At 37.1% G+C, this 17182-nt stretch carries 17 protein-coding genes; 3 read left to right on the forward strand and 14 right to left on the reverse strand.

Translation table 11 applies throughout. From position 1 onward, the window contains the following. The first annotated feature begins 32 nt into the window (after positions 1-32). Positions 33-1205, forward strand: a complete 1173-nt coding sequence (locus NST77_RS20060; RefSeq protein ID WP_163187305.1) for an MFS transporter — start codon at positions 33-35, stop codon at positions 1203-1205. Positions 1206-1281: 76 nt separating this feature from the next. On the opposite strand, the gene NST77_RS20065 is transcribed toward NST77_RS20060, so the two are convergent. The 10 genes from NST77_RS20065 to NST77_RS20110 all read right to left on the reverse strand — a co-directional run bounded on the left by NST77_RS20065 (position 1282) and on the right by NST77_RS20110 (position 11602). Continuing rightward, positions 1282-1389 (reverse strand): methionine/alanine import family NSS transporter small subunit, encoded by a 108-nt coding sequence (locus NST77_RS20065; RefSeq protein WP_123258587.1) that lies wholly within the window; start codon positions 1387-1389, stop codon positions 1282-1284. Position 1390: 1 nt separating this feature from the next. After that, positions 1391-2896: a sodium-dependent transporter gene (locus NST77_RS20070; protein WP_163187303.1), complete on the reverse strand. Its 1506-nt coding sequence runs from the start codon at positions 2894-2896 to the stop codon at positions 1391-1393. Between the two features lie 312 nt (positions 2897-3208). Then, a complete protein-coding gene (locus NST77_RS20075) occupies positions 3209-4657 on the reverse strand; it encodes a DEAD/DEAH box helicase (protein WP_095329339.1) in 1449 nt (482 codons plus the stop codon). Positions 4658-4861: 204 nt separating this feature from the next. After that, positions 4862-6022, reverse strand: a complete 1161-nt coding sequence (dltD, locus tag NST77_RS20080; protein ID WP_095329338.1) for a D-alanyl-lipoteichoic acid biosynthesis protein DltD — start codon at positions 6020-6022, stop codon at positions 4862-4864. Then, a complete protein-coding gene (gene dltC, locus NST77_RS20085; protein ID WP_095329337.1) occupies positions 6022-6258 on the reverse strand; it encodes a D-alanine--poly(phosphoribitol) ligase subunit DltC in 237 nt (78 codons plus the stop codon). The genes dltD and dltC overlap by 1 nt, the downstream gene beginning before the upstream one ends. A 15-nt stretch (positions 6259-6273) precedes the next feature. Further along, positions 6274-7431: a D-alanyl-lipoteichoic acid biosynthesis protein DltB gene (gene dltB, locus NST77_RS20090; protein WP_171510224.1), complete on the reverse strand. Its 1158-nt coding sequence runs from the start codon at positions 7429-7431 to the stop codon at positions 6274-6276. After that, the gene (dltA, locus tag NST77_RS20095; RefSeq protein WP_123260222.1) at positions 7428-8930 is read right to left on the reverse strand and encodes a D-alanine--poly(phosphoribitol) ligase subunit DltA; all 1503 of its coding nucleotides are present in this window, start codon (positions 8928-8930) and stop codon (positions 7428-7430) included. Before dltA ends, dltB begins: the two co-directional genes overlap by 4 nt. Before the next feature lie 17 nt (positions 8931-8947). After that, positions 8948-9094: a teichoic acid D-Ala incorporation-associated protein DltX gene (locus NST77_RS20100; protein ID WP_095329334.1), complete on the reverse strand. Its 147-nt coding sequence runs from the start codon at positions 9092-9094 to the stop codon at positions 8948-8950. 17 nt (positions 9095-9111) lie between these two features. After that, on the reverse strand, positions 9112-9783 hold the full coding sequence (locus tag NST77_RS20105; RefSeq protein WP_095329333.1) for a response regulator transcription factor: 672 nt from the start codon (positions 9781-9783) through the stop codon (positions 9112-9114). Positions 9784-9859: 76 nt separating this feature from the next. Next, positions 9860-11602: a sensor histidine kinase gene (locus tag NST77_RS20110; RefSeq protein WP_341123456.1), complete on the reverse strand. Its 1743-nt coding sequence runs from the start codon at positions 11600-11602 to the stop codon at positions 9860-9862. A 524-nt stretch (positions 11603-12126) separates the two neighbouring features. On the opposite strand from NST77_RS20110, the gene NST77_RS20115 reads away from it, so the two are divergent. Beyond that, positions 12127-12525, forward strand: coding sequence for a VOC family protein (locus tag NST77_RS20115; protein ID WP_123258591.1), 399 nt, complete (start codon positions 12127-12129; stop codon positions 12523-12525). Between the two features lie 206 nt (positions 12526-12731). Here NST77_RS20115 and NST77_RS20120 read toward each other — a convergent pair whose 3' ends face one another. Further along, positions 12732-13643: a DMT family transporter gene (locus tag NST77_RS20120; protein WP_171510226.1), complete on the reverse strand. Its 912-nt coding sequence runs from the start codon at positions 13641-13643 to the stop codon at positions 12732-12734. Between the two features lie 154 nt (positions 13644-13797). Between NST77_RS20120 and NST77_RS20125 the strand changes: the two genes are divergently transcribed. Further along, positions 13798-15162 (forward strand): aminotransferase-like domain-containing protein, encoded by a 1365-nt coding sequence (locus tag NST77_RS20125; protein ID WP_341123457.1) that lies wholly within the window; start codon positions 13798-13800, stop codon positions 15160-15162. A gap of 61 nt (positions 15163-15223) precedes the next feature. Here NST77_RS20125 and NST77_RS20130 read toward each other — a convergent pair whose 3' ends face one another. From NST77_RS20130 to NST77_RS20140, 3 genes are read right to left on the reverse strand one after another with little or no spacing between them, the layout of a single operon-like run. Further along, positions 15224-15706 (reverse strand): methylated-DNA--[protein]-cysteine S-methyltransferase, encoded by a 483-nt coding sequence (locus NST77_RS20130; RefSeq protein WP_171510228.1) that lies wholly within the window; start codon positions 15704-15706, stop codon positions 15224-15226. Then, entirely contained in the window at positions 15690-16607 is a 918-nt protein-coding gene (locus NST77_RS20135) for a DNA-3-methyladenine glycosylase family protein (protein ID WP_123258595.1), read from the reverse strand. Before NST77_RS20135 ends, NST77_RS20130 begins: the two co-directional genes overlap by 17 nt. Next, positions 16594-17166 carry a bifunctional transcriptional activator/DNA repair enzyme AdaA gene (locus NST77_RS20140; protein ID WP_171510377.1) on the reverse strand — a complete coding sequence of 191 codons (573 nt, stop codon included), beginning with the start codon at positions 17164-17166 and terminating at the stop codon, positions 16594-16596. The genes NST77_RS20135 and NST77_RS20140 overlap by 14 nt, the downstream gene beginning before the upstream one ends. Positions 17167-17182 lie beyond the last annotated feature (16 nt).

Below are 17182 nucleotides of genomic sequence, written 5' to 3' on the forward strand. Positions count from 1 at the left end.
TGATACCATGCTAATGAATGAGGAGGATAAGAATGAATACACAACGATGGATGAGTACACGTTTTTTTAGTTTTTTTATGACTTGGGGAATATTCCTGCCTTATTGGTCTGGCTGGTTAATTTATACAAAAGGAATCTCCGTCTCACAAGCCAGCTTCATTATGAGTCTTGGCTTAATCGCTAGAGGGCTGTCAACATTATTTGCCTTTCCTTATTTGTCGGAGAAATTTAGTAGTAAATCGTTATTAAATATCATGGGAGTCGGCACATTTGTCTCTATTTGTGGTTATATGCTAACAGACTCTTTTTCCGGTCTATTACTCGTAACGGTTATTTTACATCTGTTTTATCCAACTTTAATGCCAGCTTTAGATAGCGCAGCAAGTGTCCTTGTGCAGAATAAACAATTAAAACACTATGGGAGAAGCCGCCAATGGGGATCTATTGGGTTTGTTTCAGTAGGAGTCATATTAACTATTTTCACCGGAAAGTTTGGGGATGAGATCATTTTTTGGGCGCTCTTACTAGGGATTATTGGGTTCGTAGGTCTTAGTTTTATGAATGCACCTGCTATTTTAGCGAAAAAGCCACAAATTAAGCCAACAGAAAAAATAGGTTTGTCTCAACTATTTCGCATCAAGCATTTCATTTTAGTACTTGTTATTGTCATTTTGCTTCAAGCAGCTCATGCTACATATTACAATTATGGCTATATTTTTCTTCAGGATATACACGCACCTATTTATCTCATTGGAGTAATCATTAACATAGCCGTCATTGCCGAAATCGTCTTTTTTTCCATAGCAGATAAACACTTTAGTAAGTTCTCTGTCGGTACGTTATTGGCGGTAGCAGCAGCGGGTTCTTCTCTGCGATGGATATTCATTTTTGCGTTTCCTAATGTCATTGTTTTCTGCCTGGCGCAAACTTTACATGCCTTTTCGTTTGCAATGGGACATTATGCCTTTATGAAATACTTAATTAGCAACATTTCACAGGCACAAATTCCCAAAGCACAAGGGATATATTCAGCTCTGGCTCTAAGCTGGAGCACTGCCGTATTCACCATACTTGGAGGCTTTTTATACGAAATAGAACCAAGGTATGCCTTTCTTGGTATGCTCGCTTGCAGTCTGCCCGCAATGATCGTTGCACTGATCTATCAAAGGCTAGAGCAGCGAAAACAAGTTCGGATTTCTAATTGATATACCCTTCAAAACAGCTTCACTGTTCCTTCACTTAAAAAGGATTGGCCGCTATGATGGACCAATCCTTTAGTCATTATTTTGCCTTTTTAGATACTCTTACAACGTTAAAGATGCTGGCTGCTAAACCACCCCAGAGGATGATCATTCCCACTATCATCATAGTGATTGCACTAGCTGACATATTAAGCAACCTCCTTATTTTTGTCTAGAGCTATTTTCGCATTCCATTTTTTCCTGGATAGAAGAACTCCAATAATGATGCTTAGCGCAACCACAAGCACACCGGCAGACAGAATCAATTCTGTTGGATATCCTCCATAATTTTCTCTTAAGTTTTGGCGAATATTATCAAACATCATATAGCCTAGAACAATAGGTGTTATAACACTTAAACAAAATTTCCACCATGCACCAATACGCAAGTCAGAAATAGCATTCGTATGTGACTGTAATCCGTTTAATCCTCTAAAGAACCATGCAATTAAGATTACTTCTACAAATCCTGCCGTAACAATTCCAAAGTTATTAATAAAGTAGTCCACTACATCCAGTAAATATAAACCGCCATTTGTTGCGAAAAGCAGGGAGATAACTGTTGCAGCAATTCCGCTTGTTAATACTGCTTTTGTTCTTGATACATTAAATTTCTCTTGCACACCTGCTATAAAGGTTTCGACGATTGAAATCATGGATGTCAAACCGGCAAAAACAAGAGAAAGGAAAAATAATACCCCAAATAATCCGTTCATACTAGGAAATTCATTGATGATGCTTGGGAAAACCACAAATGCTAGTCCAATTCCACTGCTGACTACATCTTGGACCTCCACACCTTGTTGGTTAGCCATAAATCCAAGAGCAGCAAAAACACCGATCCCCGCTAATAATTCGAATCCAGAATTTGCAAATGCTGTAATAAACGCATTATTATTGATATCTGATTTTTTTGGTAGATAGCTAGAATAAGTAATCATGATGGCAAAACCAATCGATAAAGAAAAGAAAATTTGCCCATATGCGGCAATCCAAACTTTTCCGTCCAAAATCATATCCCAGTTTGGCTTAAAGAAAGCATTCAAGCCTTGGGCAGCTCCATCTAATGTTAAGGCACGAATAACGATTACCAAAAACATCACAATAAGAACAGGAAGGAATATCCTATTTAATTTTTCAATGCCTTTAGAAACTCCACGATACAATACAAATAACGCTACAACCCATACAAAAAGTACTGGAATGACAATACCAGGAACTAACCCGCCAATCGTTCCAGCTGTATCTGCTCTCTTTAAAACATCATTGAAAAAGAAACTTTCCGGATTTGAACCCCATTGGGTCCCAAATGAATAAATAGTGAACTTAATAGCCCATGCGACAATGACAGAATAATAAGTACAGATGACAAAGGCAATTAACAACTGCCACCAGCCAAGCCACTCTGCTTTTTTATTTAAACGGAATAGAGAAAGTGGTGCGGAACCACGAAATTTTTGTCCGATAGTGAATTCTAATATTAATATTGGGATACCTGCTGTTAAGATCGCAAATAAATAAGGTAAGAAAAATGCTCCTCCCCCATTCTCATAAGCAACTGCTGGAAACCTCCAAATATTTCCTAAACCAACTGCTGAGCCTACAGCCGCCATGATAAAGCCATAGCGTGACCCCCATTGCTGACGTTGTTCCATAAGATGACCTCCAATTAAACTATTTTTTGAAAAGATTCAGATAGTTTAGTTTTTTGCATTCTATTAATATAGGTGTTATTTGCATGAATGTCAAACTACTTTTTAAAGTTTTTGTCGAAATTTAGGTGGTTATTTTTCCCACCCTTTTATATAGTAATCATCCGCAGACTGAATAAACTTTGCCTTCCATGGGGCGAGCCCTCGTTTGAAGGGAATCTCGAACTATCTCGCAGCTCCCATAAGAATCTATGTGTATTCAATCTGCTCCGTTTTTTTTAACAATCTTGACTGCGAACTGTTCTAAAGTCTTTGTCAGTCCTTCTTTGCTTCATATACCTTCAAGGATTTCCCTTTTATCGGCGTATTCTTCATCTTTTCGAGCACGATTCGTCCTTTATCATTCAAAATCTCTACATAAGAAAAAGTATCCATGATCGTAATAATCCCAATATCCTCTGCTGATACCCCATCTATTTTTGCAATTGTTCCAACAAAGTCGACTGCTCGAAGCTTCTTTTTTTTGCCGCCATTAAAGTATAATTTCATAATATGCTTATTTAATTTTTCATTTTTTGCCTTTTTAATCGCCGGCTCGATATTCTTTTTTACCTCAAAGTCAGACCGCTTATCGGCAATTTCCTCCTCTGTAGGAACAGCCATTATAGGAATTTTAAAGCCAATATATTCTTCTATCTCCTGTAAAAACTTCTCTTCAAACGGAGTCATGAAGGTAATGGCTCTGCCTTTTTTACCTGCCCGTCCAGTCCTTCCAGTACGATGAACATAGCTTTCCTTTTCTAAAGGAATATCATAGTTGATCACATGGGTGATATTATCAATGTCAATGCCCCTTGCTGCTACGTCTGTCGCAATTAGATAGCGGAATTCTCCTCTTTTAAAATCATTCATAACATCTAGCCTATCTTCCTGTACCATCCCGCCATGAATTTGATCACAGTTATATCCTAAGTCCGTTAATTGGTCACTCAGCATGTCCACCCTATCTTTTGTCCGACAAAAGATAATACAACTATCAGGATTTTGTACAATCGTTACGGCTTGAAGAAGAGAGAATTTTTCTTTTTCGTCTACTTTTATAAGCGTATGGTCAATTTTATCGGTAGTCAGTCCATTTGCCTTGATTTCAATGTCAATAGGTGTTTTCATATACCGTTGCGATAGCTCTTTAACTGCCTCCGGCAACGTTGCTGAAAACAACATAGTTACTCGTTTTTTTGGTAAAGCCTTGATTATTGCCTCTACCTGTTCAATAAATCCCATGTTTAGCATCTCGTCCGCTTCATCGATCACAAGATAGTTCACTTTTTCTAAGGTCAATGTTCCTCTCTCGATATGATCTAATACGCGACCTGGTGTACCAACTACTACATGTGTTTTTTGTTTTAATTCTGTTTTTTGGATGGCAAACGGCTGCTTTCCATATACAGCTGTTGCTTTAATCCTCTTCAGTCTTCCTATATCAATAAAGTCATCTTTGACTTGAACAGCAAGTTCCCTTGTTGGCGTTAATATTAACGCTTGTGGTTTATTCTCTTCCCATTCCACTAATTCACAAATAGGAATTCCATAGGAAGCTGTCTTACCACTTCCTGTTTGAGATTTTACGACGAGATCAATCTTCTCTAACACAAGGGGGATAACTTTATTTTGAACCTCTGTTGGATTTTTATATTCTAAACTATCTAGAGCTTTTACTATTTGATTACTTAAATTAAATGCATGAAAACCTTTTTCACTCATAACAAAGCCTCTTTTATTTTGGATTATTCTTTTATTATTTCCGTAAGCTCCTATTATACGCTATTTTTAACTTGATTCTCCTTGAATATTTAGAATGACAATTTTAAATGAATATTTTTCTCATTCACTCATCTAAATTTGCTAAATACGCTTGCCGAAATAATAGAAGAAGACGATCCACTTCATACGTGAATCGTCCTAATACTATTCAAGAAATTTTTGCATATCCTCATTTAAATAAACCCAGCCCTTCCAGCCAATATGAATCGTATCCCTCATAAAATAGGGATCGTGCTCATGGCCGGAGTAATCAGCATAGTTAAAGCCATTATCGCTTATCTGTTTCTTTATACGATTGTAATAATCTTGCCGCCCTTTTTTAGGAAAGCCTGTGTAATCATAATAAGCACCATTAACTGGGATAATAACAAAAAGCGGTTCAGCTTCTGCCTTTTTTAGAATATCAAGCATCAGCTGAAAATCATCGTACTCCAGCGATTCAGCATAGGAATGACCTTTGTTCTTTCCTTTCATACTCTTCATATAATCATTCTTATGCTTATATACTTTATCATCAATGTAAAATTGAGAATGCTGTGTCCGTTTTTTGCCATAGGCATCAGCTTGTGCACGTAATTCTTCCCACGTCTTATCCTTCACTTTAGCTGACTGATGTCGATTGGTTGGTTTATCTTTCAAAAGCGTAAAATATAAATCCTTTTTCTTAAGGATGGATATATACCCCTTTGCAGGAACGGATAACATATTAAACAATGTCTTTTTGTCTTTTAGATAAGCATCATAAAGTTGATAGAGTATCGTATCGTTCTTGACCGCACTATATGTCATCAGACGCTCCATCAATTTTCGTTTCACCTGCTCATCCACATCCTTATTAAATGGAAGCTGGTACGCTTGCAGGGCAGAATAATTTGGTGCAAAATGCTGTTCATCTGTACCATGCTTTACAAACCATTGCGGCGATACAATAATGACCATTTGCTTGTTCTTCAATTGAGCAGCATGTGTTGCAAAGTTTAAATCATGAATAATTGACGTCATTCCGCCTTTTCCTATTAAATAAGGTGTGAATGGGGCGGAATTCACTTCGAAATAATTGGATGGATGAAATGGATCCCAGCGTGACAACTCCGAAGAGCCATAGATCGGAACATAGGTCGAACGCTTGAGCATCTCATTTTGCAAATATGTTCCTTGGAACATATTTGGCTCTAAACTGATTGCAGATTCCTCTAACCGATCAGCAGGAACTAGCTTAGCCAGCCATGATGTGGGTATAAATACAACCCCGGCAAACAGGACCAATGCAAGAATGATTGGTCCAAATAAATATTTCTTCTTCATTATTTCAGCTCATTCAGACGTTCAACGATAGCATTTGGTGTATTCCATGTATCTCGGTCGAACTCTGTAATTGGTACATTGATTTCAAGTTGTTCCTCAAATTTAACAAGTAATTCTACAGTCCCAAACGAATCGATCAATCCTGAATCGAATAAATCCAAATCAAGCTCTTCTTTCACCACATCATCTTGACAAACTTCTGCAATAACTTGTAGTACTTTTTCTTTAAAATTCATATATAGATCCCCTTTTTATTGAAATGGTTTGCCGGAAAACAGATAAAAACCGAAACAAACAACATGGAAAGTAATAATGATAGAAACCACTGTCATCGCTTTTCCTGTTGGCCAGCGTTTATGTTTTTTATTCCAAGTCTCGAAGAAATTAAAACCGCTCATCATCAGGGCATGATATGCTCCATAAATGATGTATTGAATCTCTAATCCATGCCATACGCCCATCAAAAGGAACAGGAGAATATACCCTAAATTTGAAACGAGCATATTGTTCTTTATCCATTTTTTCTTCTTTATTAAAAAAACAAAGCGCATAAACACATAATCACGGAACCAAAATGACAAAGACATATGCCATCGATTCCAGAAATCCTTTATATTACGGCTCATAAATGGCTTATTAAAGTTCTCCGGTGACCGGATACCCATTATATAACTGACTCCGACTGCAAATGCCGTATAGCCGGCAAAGTCGAAAAATAGGTATAGGCTATAGCTGTACATGTATAGCAGGTGATAAGAAAGCTTACCATCTGAAATATAAGTTAAATTCATGATGAAATATGCATTAATGCAATAGCCGATTATAAATTTATACAAAAATCCAAGGAAGATTTTGTTAATCCCTTTATAAAGCAGCTCTCTATATTCCTCTGGTGTCCAACGCTTATTCTCATCCTTCTCAAATCGACGGAAACGGTCAATCGGCCCAGATGAAATGGTCGGGTAAAATAACATAAAATTAACAAGCTGAAAAATCGAAAGCTGATTTTTAATCAATCCATCTCTTGTTTCAATAATAATTTGGACAGCTCGGAATGTCAGATAAGAGATACCTAGAAAACTCGCCCAATTATCCACTGCCAAAATAGGCAAGACTTTAGATAAAATTAAAGGCAGAATGGATAGAAAGCTTATTACATAAAATATGAGACTACTATTCTTTTTCTGGCGATAATGAATATAGCCTTTTACCAATATTACTTGAAGGATAGTGAAAACTACTAATGAGAAAAAGCCTGCATTCCCACTAGAAAAGATAATGGCCAGTACAACAATAGAAACAAATACATTGTAAAAACGCAGGTTCTTGCCCTTTATACCGAGGATTATCGTCGGCAGTAGCAAGATACCTAAAATAATAAAGAAAAGGAAAGAACTATACGGGGTCATGCTAGTACCTCTTCCTTCATCTTCTTACGGTCTACTTTTCCATTTATCGTCATTGGAATAGAAGAATGATACGTAAATTTACGAGGAATCATATATGCTGGTAAGCGCAAGGCAAGATCCTTACGAATAGCAGCAGTCAGTTTGAATTCCTTATCAAAGTCATGATTCTCTGGAACAACTGCCGCAATCAAGTATTCAATTTCTTCATTTGGTGCATAAGGAATAATAATGGCAGTCTTAATATATTCAGACTGATTCAGGTGGAATTCAATTTCTTCCAGTTCCATCCGATAGCCATGCAGCTTAATCTGATAATCCATTCTTCCTTGGCAGTACACCACTCCGTCTTGAATGAACCCTGCGTCTCCGGTACGATATGCATTCATTCCGTTTATCATGCCAAATGCCTTTTCTGTCAGTTGCGGCTCACCGAGATATCCTTTTGATACACTTGGCCCTGCAAGAATAAGTTCACCTTTTTCTCCTTCTGGGAGCGGATTATCTAATTCATCCAAAACGAAAACACGCATATCCGATTTTGGATAGCCTACTGGCAGAGCCTTCTCTTCTGCAAGCAATTCTTCCGTAATTTCAATAGATGTCACCGCTACTGTTGCCTCTGTAGGTCCATAGGTATTAAAAATTCTCGCTTTCGGGAAGCGCTCCTTCAGCTCCGTGGCTACAGCAAGTGGCAGTACTTCCCCACAGAAAAGGAATAGTTCAAGCTCTGGAAGCATCTTTTGATTAAAATCTGGGTTAGGAAAACACATTTGCACAAAAGATGGTGTCGATGTCCATATTTGTATAGACGAATGACTTAAGTTCTCAAACAAAAGCTTCGGTTTATTGCTTACTTCTTTCTCCAGCGTATGAATGGTACCCCCACTCTGTAAGGCTGGATAAAAGTCCATTACAGACAAATCGAATGAAAAGGGAGCCTGGTTCAAGAATACCTTTCCTTCCCCTAGCGGAAAGTCCCCTGTCATCCAATCGGTAAAGGATTGTAGATTCGCTGCAGTTATTTGAACTCCTTTGGGATTTCCAGTACTGCCAGACGTATAAATGATATAAAAAACCTCATCACTTTGGACCCAGTACTCTTCTCCAATATGCTCTACTTGTTCCAAATTCATTTCTAGCATCTGTAAAACTATAACACCTTCAAAATCCAGCTTGCTAGTTGTCGTATTAATTACCACCCCAGCGCCAGATTTTTCGACAATAAGACGCACCCGTTCGATTGGAATCGATGTATCTACCGGTATATAAGGATGGCCGGCTTGAACACAAGCGAGAAACGATACCGGCATATCTATTCCCATATGTCCATACACTACAATTGGCGTCTGCCGCTTAAGCTTAATGGCGTGTAATAAGCTTGCCAGCCTTCTTGATTTATCCCAGAGCAATCCATAAGTCAGCATCTGGTCTTCTGTACGATATGCTATCTGTTCTGATTTTTTTACCGCATGCTGCGCAATACGAGTTAAAAGTTTCATTTTATTATCTTCTCCATTTAGAAATCATTATAAATATAGTTGCCTGTATTGGCCGTATGGAAGCCATACAGCAAGAATAAGGTAATGAGGATAGCCAAATAAAAACAAGTCTGTAAAGCAAACCGGACGCCAGTATGCCTATACAACTGTTTAAGCTTATTCATCTTCTCTCTCCTTTCTTTTATTCAAACTTATAGCCTGTTCCAATAACAGTCCGGATATGATGGGATTCAAAGCTTAATTTAGCCCTAAGCTTTTTAATATGTGTATCCACAACTCGACTATCACCATCGAAGTCGAATCCCCATACATGATTCAAAATTGTTTCACGTGAAAGGACATTATTTTTATGCTGAAGTAAGAAAACTAATAATTCATATTCTTTTGGCGTTAATTCGACTTGTTGACCTGCAAGCTGAAGTTGATGAGACTTAGTATTAACAATTGCCTCACCGAAGCTTATCATATGACCAGTCGGCAGATAATGCTCTTTTGCCCGTTTCATTAAGGAATTAGCACGTGCTACTAACACTTTTGGACTGAACGGCTTGGTAACATAATCATCAGCTCCAAGTTCAAAGCCATGGATTTTATCATCATCACTGGATTTCGCTGTCAGCAAAATAATGGGTACGCCAGAGCTCATGCGAACCTGCTTGGTAACAGCAAATCCATCCATTTGTGGCATCATAATATCAAGAATAACTAAATCAGGATATATGGCATCAAACCAATCTATTGCACTGCTGCCATTATCCGTTTCATACACTTCCCAGCCGTCCTTTTTAAAATAATCAGCTACGACTTCTCGAATTCTCACTTCATCCTCGACAAGCAATACTTTCTTCCCCATCGTGAATCTTCCTTCCAATTTAAAGATATTAACAAGGTTATATGTCTTTCATGTGTCCTATAAGAAATTATTACCATTAACGAAAGTGAATATAGAAACGTACACCGCCTGGTATGTTTTCTGCTCCATAATGAAAGCCATGCAGGCTGAGTATTTGCTGAACAATGGCCAATCCTAATCCTGTACCACCAGTCATTCGGCTGCGAGAAGATTCAGCTCGATAGAAACGTTTCCAGATTTTATCCAGCTGCTCTTCTGGTATCTGTGGACCTGTATTCTCGATTTGAAACACACTGTTGCCATTATCTTGATCCAATTCGATACAAATTCTAATGACAGAGTCAGGTTCGCTGTGGCGGATCGCATTAATAAGAAGATTCTTCATTACTCGTTCCATCCACTCATAATCTGCCAAAATATGCTGTTCATTCTTCGGCATGATTTCAATTACCACATTTTTCTCTCTAGCTATACAAAATAGTTTATTTGCCAAATCCTCAATCATTTCACTAAGCAAGAAAGATGTTTTTCGTAGTTTGATTACACCGTTCTCCAACTTAGCCAAATCCAGCATATTTTTAATCAGCACTTCCATCTTTTCTGATTCCTCAATAATTACTTCTATATAGTGATCCTGTTTATCTGGACTGACTCCATCTTGCAGCCCTTCTGCAAAGCTTTTGACAATACTCAGAGGGGTCTTCAGCTCATGGGAAGCATGTTCGAAAAATTCACGCTGCTCCTTCTCCATTTGCAGACGCTTTTCCATATCCTCTTTCAGCTTTCCATTGGCTTCTTTCAAACCATTTAATGCAACATCCAAGTTCTGCGCCATAACAAGCATATTGTTCGCCAGACTCCCCAGCTCATCCTTCTGCTTAATCGGTTTCAGCGATGAGAAGTCTAGATGCACCATTTTTTTTGCCATTTCATTCAGCTTAATCAGTGGTCTACTAACAAGACGGGAGAAGAATAACGACAATAAAAGGATGAGAATAAAGCCAGCAATTCCGATATATACATAAAATATTCGGAGCGATTCATTGGTATCTCTGATTTCTTGAAGAGATGTGACAGAGAACATAATTTGCATTTCTCCGTCTTTCTTGATTGGCTCCATTAATACTAAATAATGTTTTCCACTCCATGACTCTACCCAGTCTAACTTTAGGCTTTCTCCTCTGGAAAGCTGCTTTATCTGCTTCTCTTGAAGAGGGAACCATTCCAATAGTGCATCATAGAGAATTCCTAGCCCTCTACTTGCCACTTTCCCTTTAGGCAGCGAAATACTTTTTACCTTCCCTTTAATGGTCACTTCATTCTCGGCCTGACTTTCCCCAACACTAGAGCTATTCTTCGTAATAATAGATGGATAAATGACTGAAGAAACTAGAGCATCTGTTTCCCCTTGTACAATCACTGTATCCCCCTTTGCAATATTCAATGCTTGTACTTGTTTTCCATAATCTGTGATGAGTAATGAAAGTGATACTTCCACAATTTTGCCATCCTCTGTATCCAACATGATATTAAAAGGATCTTGTACCAACTGATAACCTTCTGTGTCCACAATCGTCAACGGGCTTTTTGTCTTCTTTATGTAGGACAATGTCTGTTTTGTCAGTTCTGCTTCGCTCCAAGAATTTTGCTCATATCCTTCTGCTAACTGATGGATATGCTTTGCTGCTTCTTTCGTTTTATGATGTTGATAAAAACGGTCAAAGAATACTAGCTGAAATATCATAATCATGGCGTAAAACACCAAAAAGAATATAGACGTTACAGCGAATAACTTGACAGTAATACTGCGTTTTCTCATGTTATACTCCTTTGTTTCATGCGGCAGTTTATTCCTAACTTAAACTTAAGCTATGGATATGTTTTTTGTGTGTCCACATGTAATCATCCATATATTAACCATTTTTTTCAAGTTAGGGAAGCCATTTTTTATCTAGATTTTAATATTAGAATAAAAGAGATTCTCGCCTAAACTAATATGGATTATAGCAAATAACGATATGCAATATTTTAGTGACGTGGATTATTTATCCAGCGGAGAACACCTATTTTTTGTACGTAATTATTCGAAAGAGACAAGTGAGGAAAATTAAAAGATGATCTTAAAGTCCTATAGAACCTTAAGAAAGAGATAACCTAATTGAAAACATGCGCAAAGACTATTTCTGCTTTATCTAAAAGTGGAGAGGTATCCTATTATGTGTTAAATCGAAGATGAAGAGATTTTATATTATGTATATAATCTAAATTGGCTATTACCTAAAGAAAATTAATCTCTAAATATGTATTATTATATTTGATAATACATATTTAGGAGGGATATAGATGATTTTTGAAATGACTACTCAGGTTAGAGTTGCCAATATTGAAGAAGGGCAAAAGTGGTATGAAACACTGCTTAATAAGAAGCCTGATTTCACTCCACACGAGGGATTTGCTGAGTGGGAACTCATTCCTGGTTGTTGGTTGCAGGTCGCAGAAGGAACTCTTACCGAGGGTAACGGACCTTTACGTTTAGGAGTTACTAACATTGAAGCTGAAAGAGACAGACTGATAGATGAATTAAAGATTGATAGTTTTGAAATACATTCAAGACCTGAAGTACCAGTGAAATGGGGAACTTTCACAGACCCTTGGGGTAATCGACTGGGATTTTTCGAATACTTAGATAAGGGCGAAGAGCAAGAACGTATTAAAACTATCATTGGAACAATAGAAATTTAAAAAAGTCTAGTTAGAAAGGGAACTTCCCTCGGAGTTCTCTTTCATCTATGAGAAAAACAACAAAGTTTACGAAAACAGCGTTTCTTTTTAAAAAGGAGGTTGTGAGTATCATCCACCTCCCGGGCATCAAATTATCAGATTAACTACTTCGTCGTAAAATAGAAAAAACGCACATTTTTCTTTTTACTGATTCTTTATATTTTCATTTATCTTAAATCAATATTTTTTATTCTATCTGAGGGTGATGTCTTTTTTGATATCGGAGTATTTTTCCCAACGATTACCGAAACGACTACAATTATTGCTGTTACGATCGTTACAAGCGTTATCGACTCATCTAAAAAGATTGTTGCAAAGATAATCATAATAAAAGGTTGTATATATTGAAGCTGGCTAACCCTTGCAACACCTCCTAATGCCATGCCGCCATACCAAACAATGTATGCTAAAAACTGGCTTACAATAGCTAAATAGATTAAGCTAACCCAAGCTTGAAATGGGGCAGTTAACATTTCAACAGAAAAATCCATTACAACTGGAATGACGAAAAATGGCGCTCCAATAACGATGGCCCATGCTATTACTTGCCAACTTCCTATTTCTTTGGAAAGCTTGCCCCCTTCGGCATAACTAAAACCTAAAATAATGACTGCTGTCAAAAGTGCCAAATCTGCAAACTGAAGTTTGCCAAAACCTAAATTAACTGCATAAAAAATTACGGCACCGGCACCGATTAGACTGGCAATCCAAAATCTCACTGAAGGTTTTTCTCCAGCTCTTAACATCGCAATCCCTGCTGTAGCTAATGGCAATAAAGCCACTTCAACCGCTCCATGCGAAACTGGTAGTGCTTGCATTGCCCATGAAGTTAGTAATGGAAATCCTAAGACAGCGCCCATGGCGACAATTAGGATACTTTTAAATTGCTGCCGATTAGGAACTCTCTCCTTTCCAACAACAAGCACGATACCAGCTATAATTGCTGCAAGAACCGTTCTTCCTAATCCAACCACGGTAGTACCAAAATATTCAACAGAAATACTGGTAGCTGGCAAGGTTAAACTAAAACAAATTACTCCCACCAAGCCTAATAATAACCCCAATTTTTCCTTTTCCATTCGTTTTCCTCCTACTATTTTTTTCTGTCTTAAGAAACCTAAATATACAGTGACAGTTTTGCTATAATTTAGATAATACCTGATACAGAAACCAAATATACATATCTATTTTCTAAATCTGTCATGGTACAGTTTGAGGAGGTTGGCCATTATTTTGAGCACAAAATACAAAAAAATTGTAGAGGAAATTAAGAATCAACTTACAAATGGGACACTTGCCGCTGGTAGTAAATTACCTTCTGTTCGCCAGTTGTCTGAAACGTTTTCCTGTAGTAAAAATACTGTGATTAAAGCTTACAGTGAGCTAGAAAAAGAACACTTAGTTTATGCAATACCTCAAAGCGGCTATTATATCGTAAATGAATTTGCCCTCTCTGCCGAGGATTCTACCATTGTTGATTTTTTATCAGCTGGACCAGACAACCATTTAATTCCTTATCTAGAATTTCAGCATTGCTTAAATCAAGCTATCGAAATATACAAAAAGGATATATTCACCTATTCAGATCATCAAGGCTTTTACTCCTTACGTACAGAAATAGTTAAAAATCTTCAAGATTCACAAGTATTCACCGATCCTGATCGTGTTGTAATTGTTTCAGGCTCGCAACAAGCTATCCATCTGCTTACAGCACTCCCTTTTCCAAACGGCAAAAAAAATATTCTTATTGAGCAGCCAACCTATTTTGGCATGATTGAATCACTGCAAATACATCAAGTTTCCACCTTTGGGATAGAACTCTCCATGAACGGTATCGATTTAGACCGCCTTGAATATATTTTTAAAAATAATAACATTAAGTTTTTCTATATCATTCCAAGATTTCATAACCCCCTTGGACATTCTTATACGAATAATGAGAAGAAAAAAATAGTGGAGCTGGCAAATAAGTATGACGTTTATATTGTGGAAGACGACTTTTTGGGTGAATTAGACCGCAACAAAAAATCTGATCCATTATTCTCTTATGACACTTCTGGAAGAGTCATTTATATTAAAAGTTTCTCAAAGGTATTTCTTCCAGGGCTGCGTATTGCTGGAGTGGTATTGCCAAAAATAATGATAAATAACTTCTTACGCTATAAATTTAGTTCGGACTTTAATAGTTCCGTCCTTTCACAAGGTGCGTTAGAAATCTATTTAAAAAGCGGGATGTATAAAAGTCATATTAAAAAAATAAAAGAAGTTTATTTTCATAGAATGCAATTACTAAAAAGTGCTTGTGAAGAATTACTTCCTGAGGGGACACATTACACGCAACCGGACAGCGGTTTTTATCTCTCTATTTATTTACCTGAAAATGTATCAGCCAAAAGACTAGCTTTTTTATTATCTGAAAAACTGATATTAATTGATGATGCGGATAGAATGTTCTTGACCAACTACAAGAAGGATAATCTCATCCGTTTATGTATATCACAAGTACAAGATCATCAAATAAAATGGGGAGTAAAAATGATAGCTGAAACCATCACCCTATTGAGTAATAAAAGGAACTATTATTACTCTCTTCTATAATAAAAATAAAAAATCCACACCAATCTTTAATGATTGGTGTGGATTATCATTAACATTTCAATTACCTGTGATACGTTTTCTCATGTTGAAGCAGCCATTCTTTCCTCCATAAACCTCCTGCATAGCCAGTTAATGTCCCATTTGATCCGATTACTCTGTGACAAGGAATGACAATGCTTAACTTGTTTTTTCCATTTGCGCTTCCTATAGCTCTAATCGCTCTTGCATTCCCAATGGACATGGCTATATCCTTATAGGACCCCGTTTCAGCATACGGTATTTTTATTAAAGCGTTCCATACCGCGCTTTGAAAATCTGTTCCTTCCAATTGGTATGGGATGGAAAATTCATGGCGCTTGCCTTTAAAATATTCGTCGAGCTGGTTATAGCATTCTATTAAAACGAGAGGAGTTTCTGGTTGTAATAAATTCACACTCTTATCATTCTCTTCAGAAAATAAAATAGAAATAATTGCTTCATGGGTACCAATTATTTCTATCATTCCAATCGGCGATTCATAATCTAATTTATATATTTTTGTCATATAATGACCTCCAAAGATAAAAAGTTGCATATGCCTGCCAGCCTTTCCAACCTTCTGCTAATTCTTTCGTTTTTTCTATAGTCGGTTTACTCTTAAGCTCTAATACATTCTTTAAGGCATTATGAAGGCCGACATCTGAAACTGGGAAGGAGGAGGTGTAGTGGAGGCATTTCATCATGACATACTCTGCCGTCCATGCTCCTATCCCTCTTATCAACAGAAGAGATTTTTTTACTTGATAATTATCTTGCTTCATAAGTAATAATTCTTTTGTTAATTTGCCGCTTTGCATATCTTTAGCAATGCCAATGATGTATTCAGCCTTCCTTGTAGTAAATTGAAGTTCCCTTAAATCATCGACATGGATAGACGCAATTTTTTCAAATGAGGGGAATAACCACAATGTTTCCTCTTGGAATGTTAGGCTTTCGCCATACTTTTCAACGAAGCGTTTCTTTAAGGTATAGGCAAATGTTAAATTAATTTGCTGACCCATAATTGCCCACACGGCCGCCTCAAATAAGTCAGGAATGCACATAATCCTTAAACCATGGTATTTATGGGTAAGCTGCCTTAACACTTTATCTTTATCTGCAACTTGGTAAAAGCTCTCCAAATCCTGATCCAAATCAAACCATTCCCAAATATACTCCGCCACTTTTTTGTGTATGTCATTGGATGCTGGATTCAATGGAAATTCGACCTTTATGGCATGATCGATTGATCCAACTTTACATAAAATCAACGATTCATTCACTTTTATCAATTTGTATAAAAATCCCTCTTCAATCCGATGAAGCACTTCCTGATTGGATCTGCCTAAAAAAACTAAACACTCTTCAAAATTAAATTCCTTTGGAGGATAAATCTCGATATAAGATTCATAATCAATCCAATTCATGTTGGTATCCCTTGCGATATTCACTAGGAGAACAGTTTTTTATGCTTCTAAATACTTTGTAAAAATTAGAGGAACTCTGGAAACCCACCTCATAACAAATTTCTAGGTTTGTCATAGCAGTGCTTTTGAGAAGGTAGGCCGCTTTATCAATGCGTATTTTTTCTAAATAAGCACGTGGGGTTTCAGCAGTTTCCTTTTTAAACAATCGCTCCAAATAAAAGGGACTCAAACCGACATGGGCTGCTATATCCTTTAATATCAAATTTTGTTTATAATGATTGACTAGGAAGGTAATGATATTTCTGACAAGTTCAATATGAGGAGAATGCTCAACTTCTGGCTGGCACCTTTTGCAAGGACGATACCCAGCTTTTTCAGCTTCATTCCTATCATAGTAAAATTCAACATTTTTCTTTTTAGGCTTCCGTGATTTGCAGGAAGGACGGCAATATATTTTTGTTGTTTTTACTGCGGTAAAAAAAATCCCATCATATTTACGATCACAATTGATGATTTTCTCCCACATCTCTTCAAATGAAAGATTGAGATTAGTCGACATATAAACCACTATCCTT

It is taken from the genome of Niallia sp. FSL W8-0177 (genome assembly GCF_038006285.1).
Classification (GTDB): Bacteria; Bacillota; Bacilli; order Bacillales; family Cytobacillaceae; genus Niallia; species Niallia circulans_A.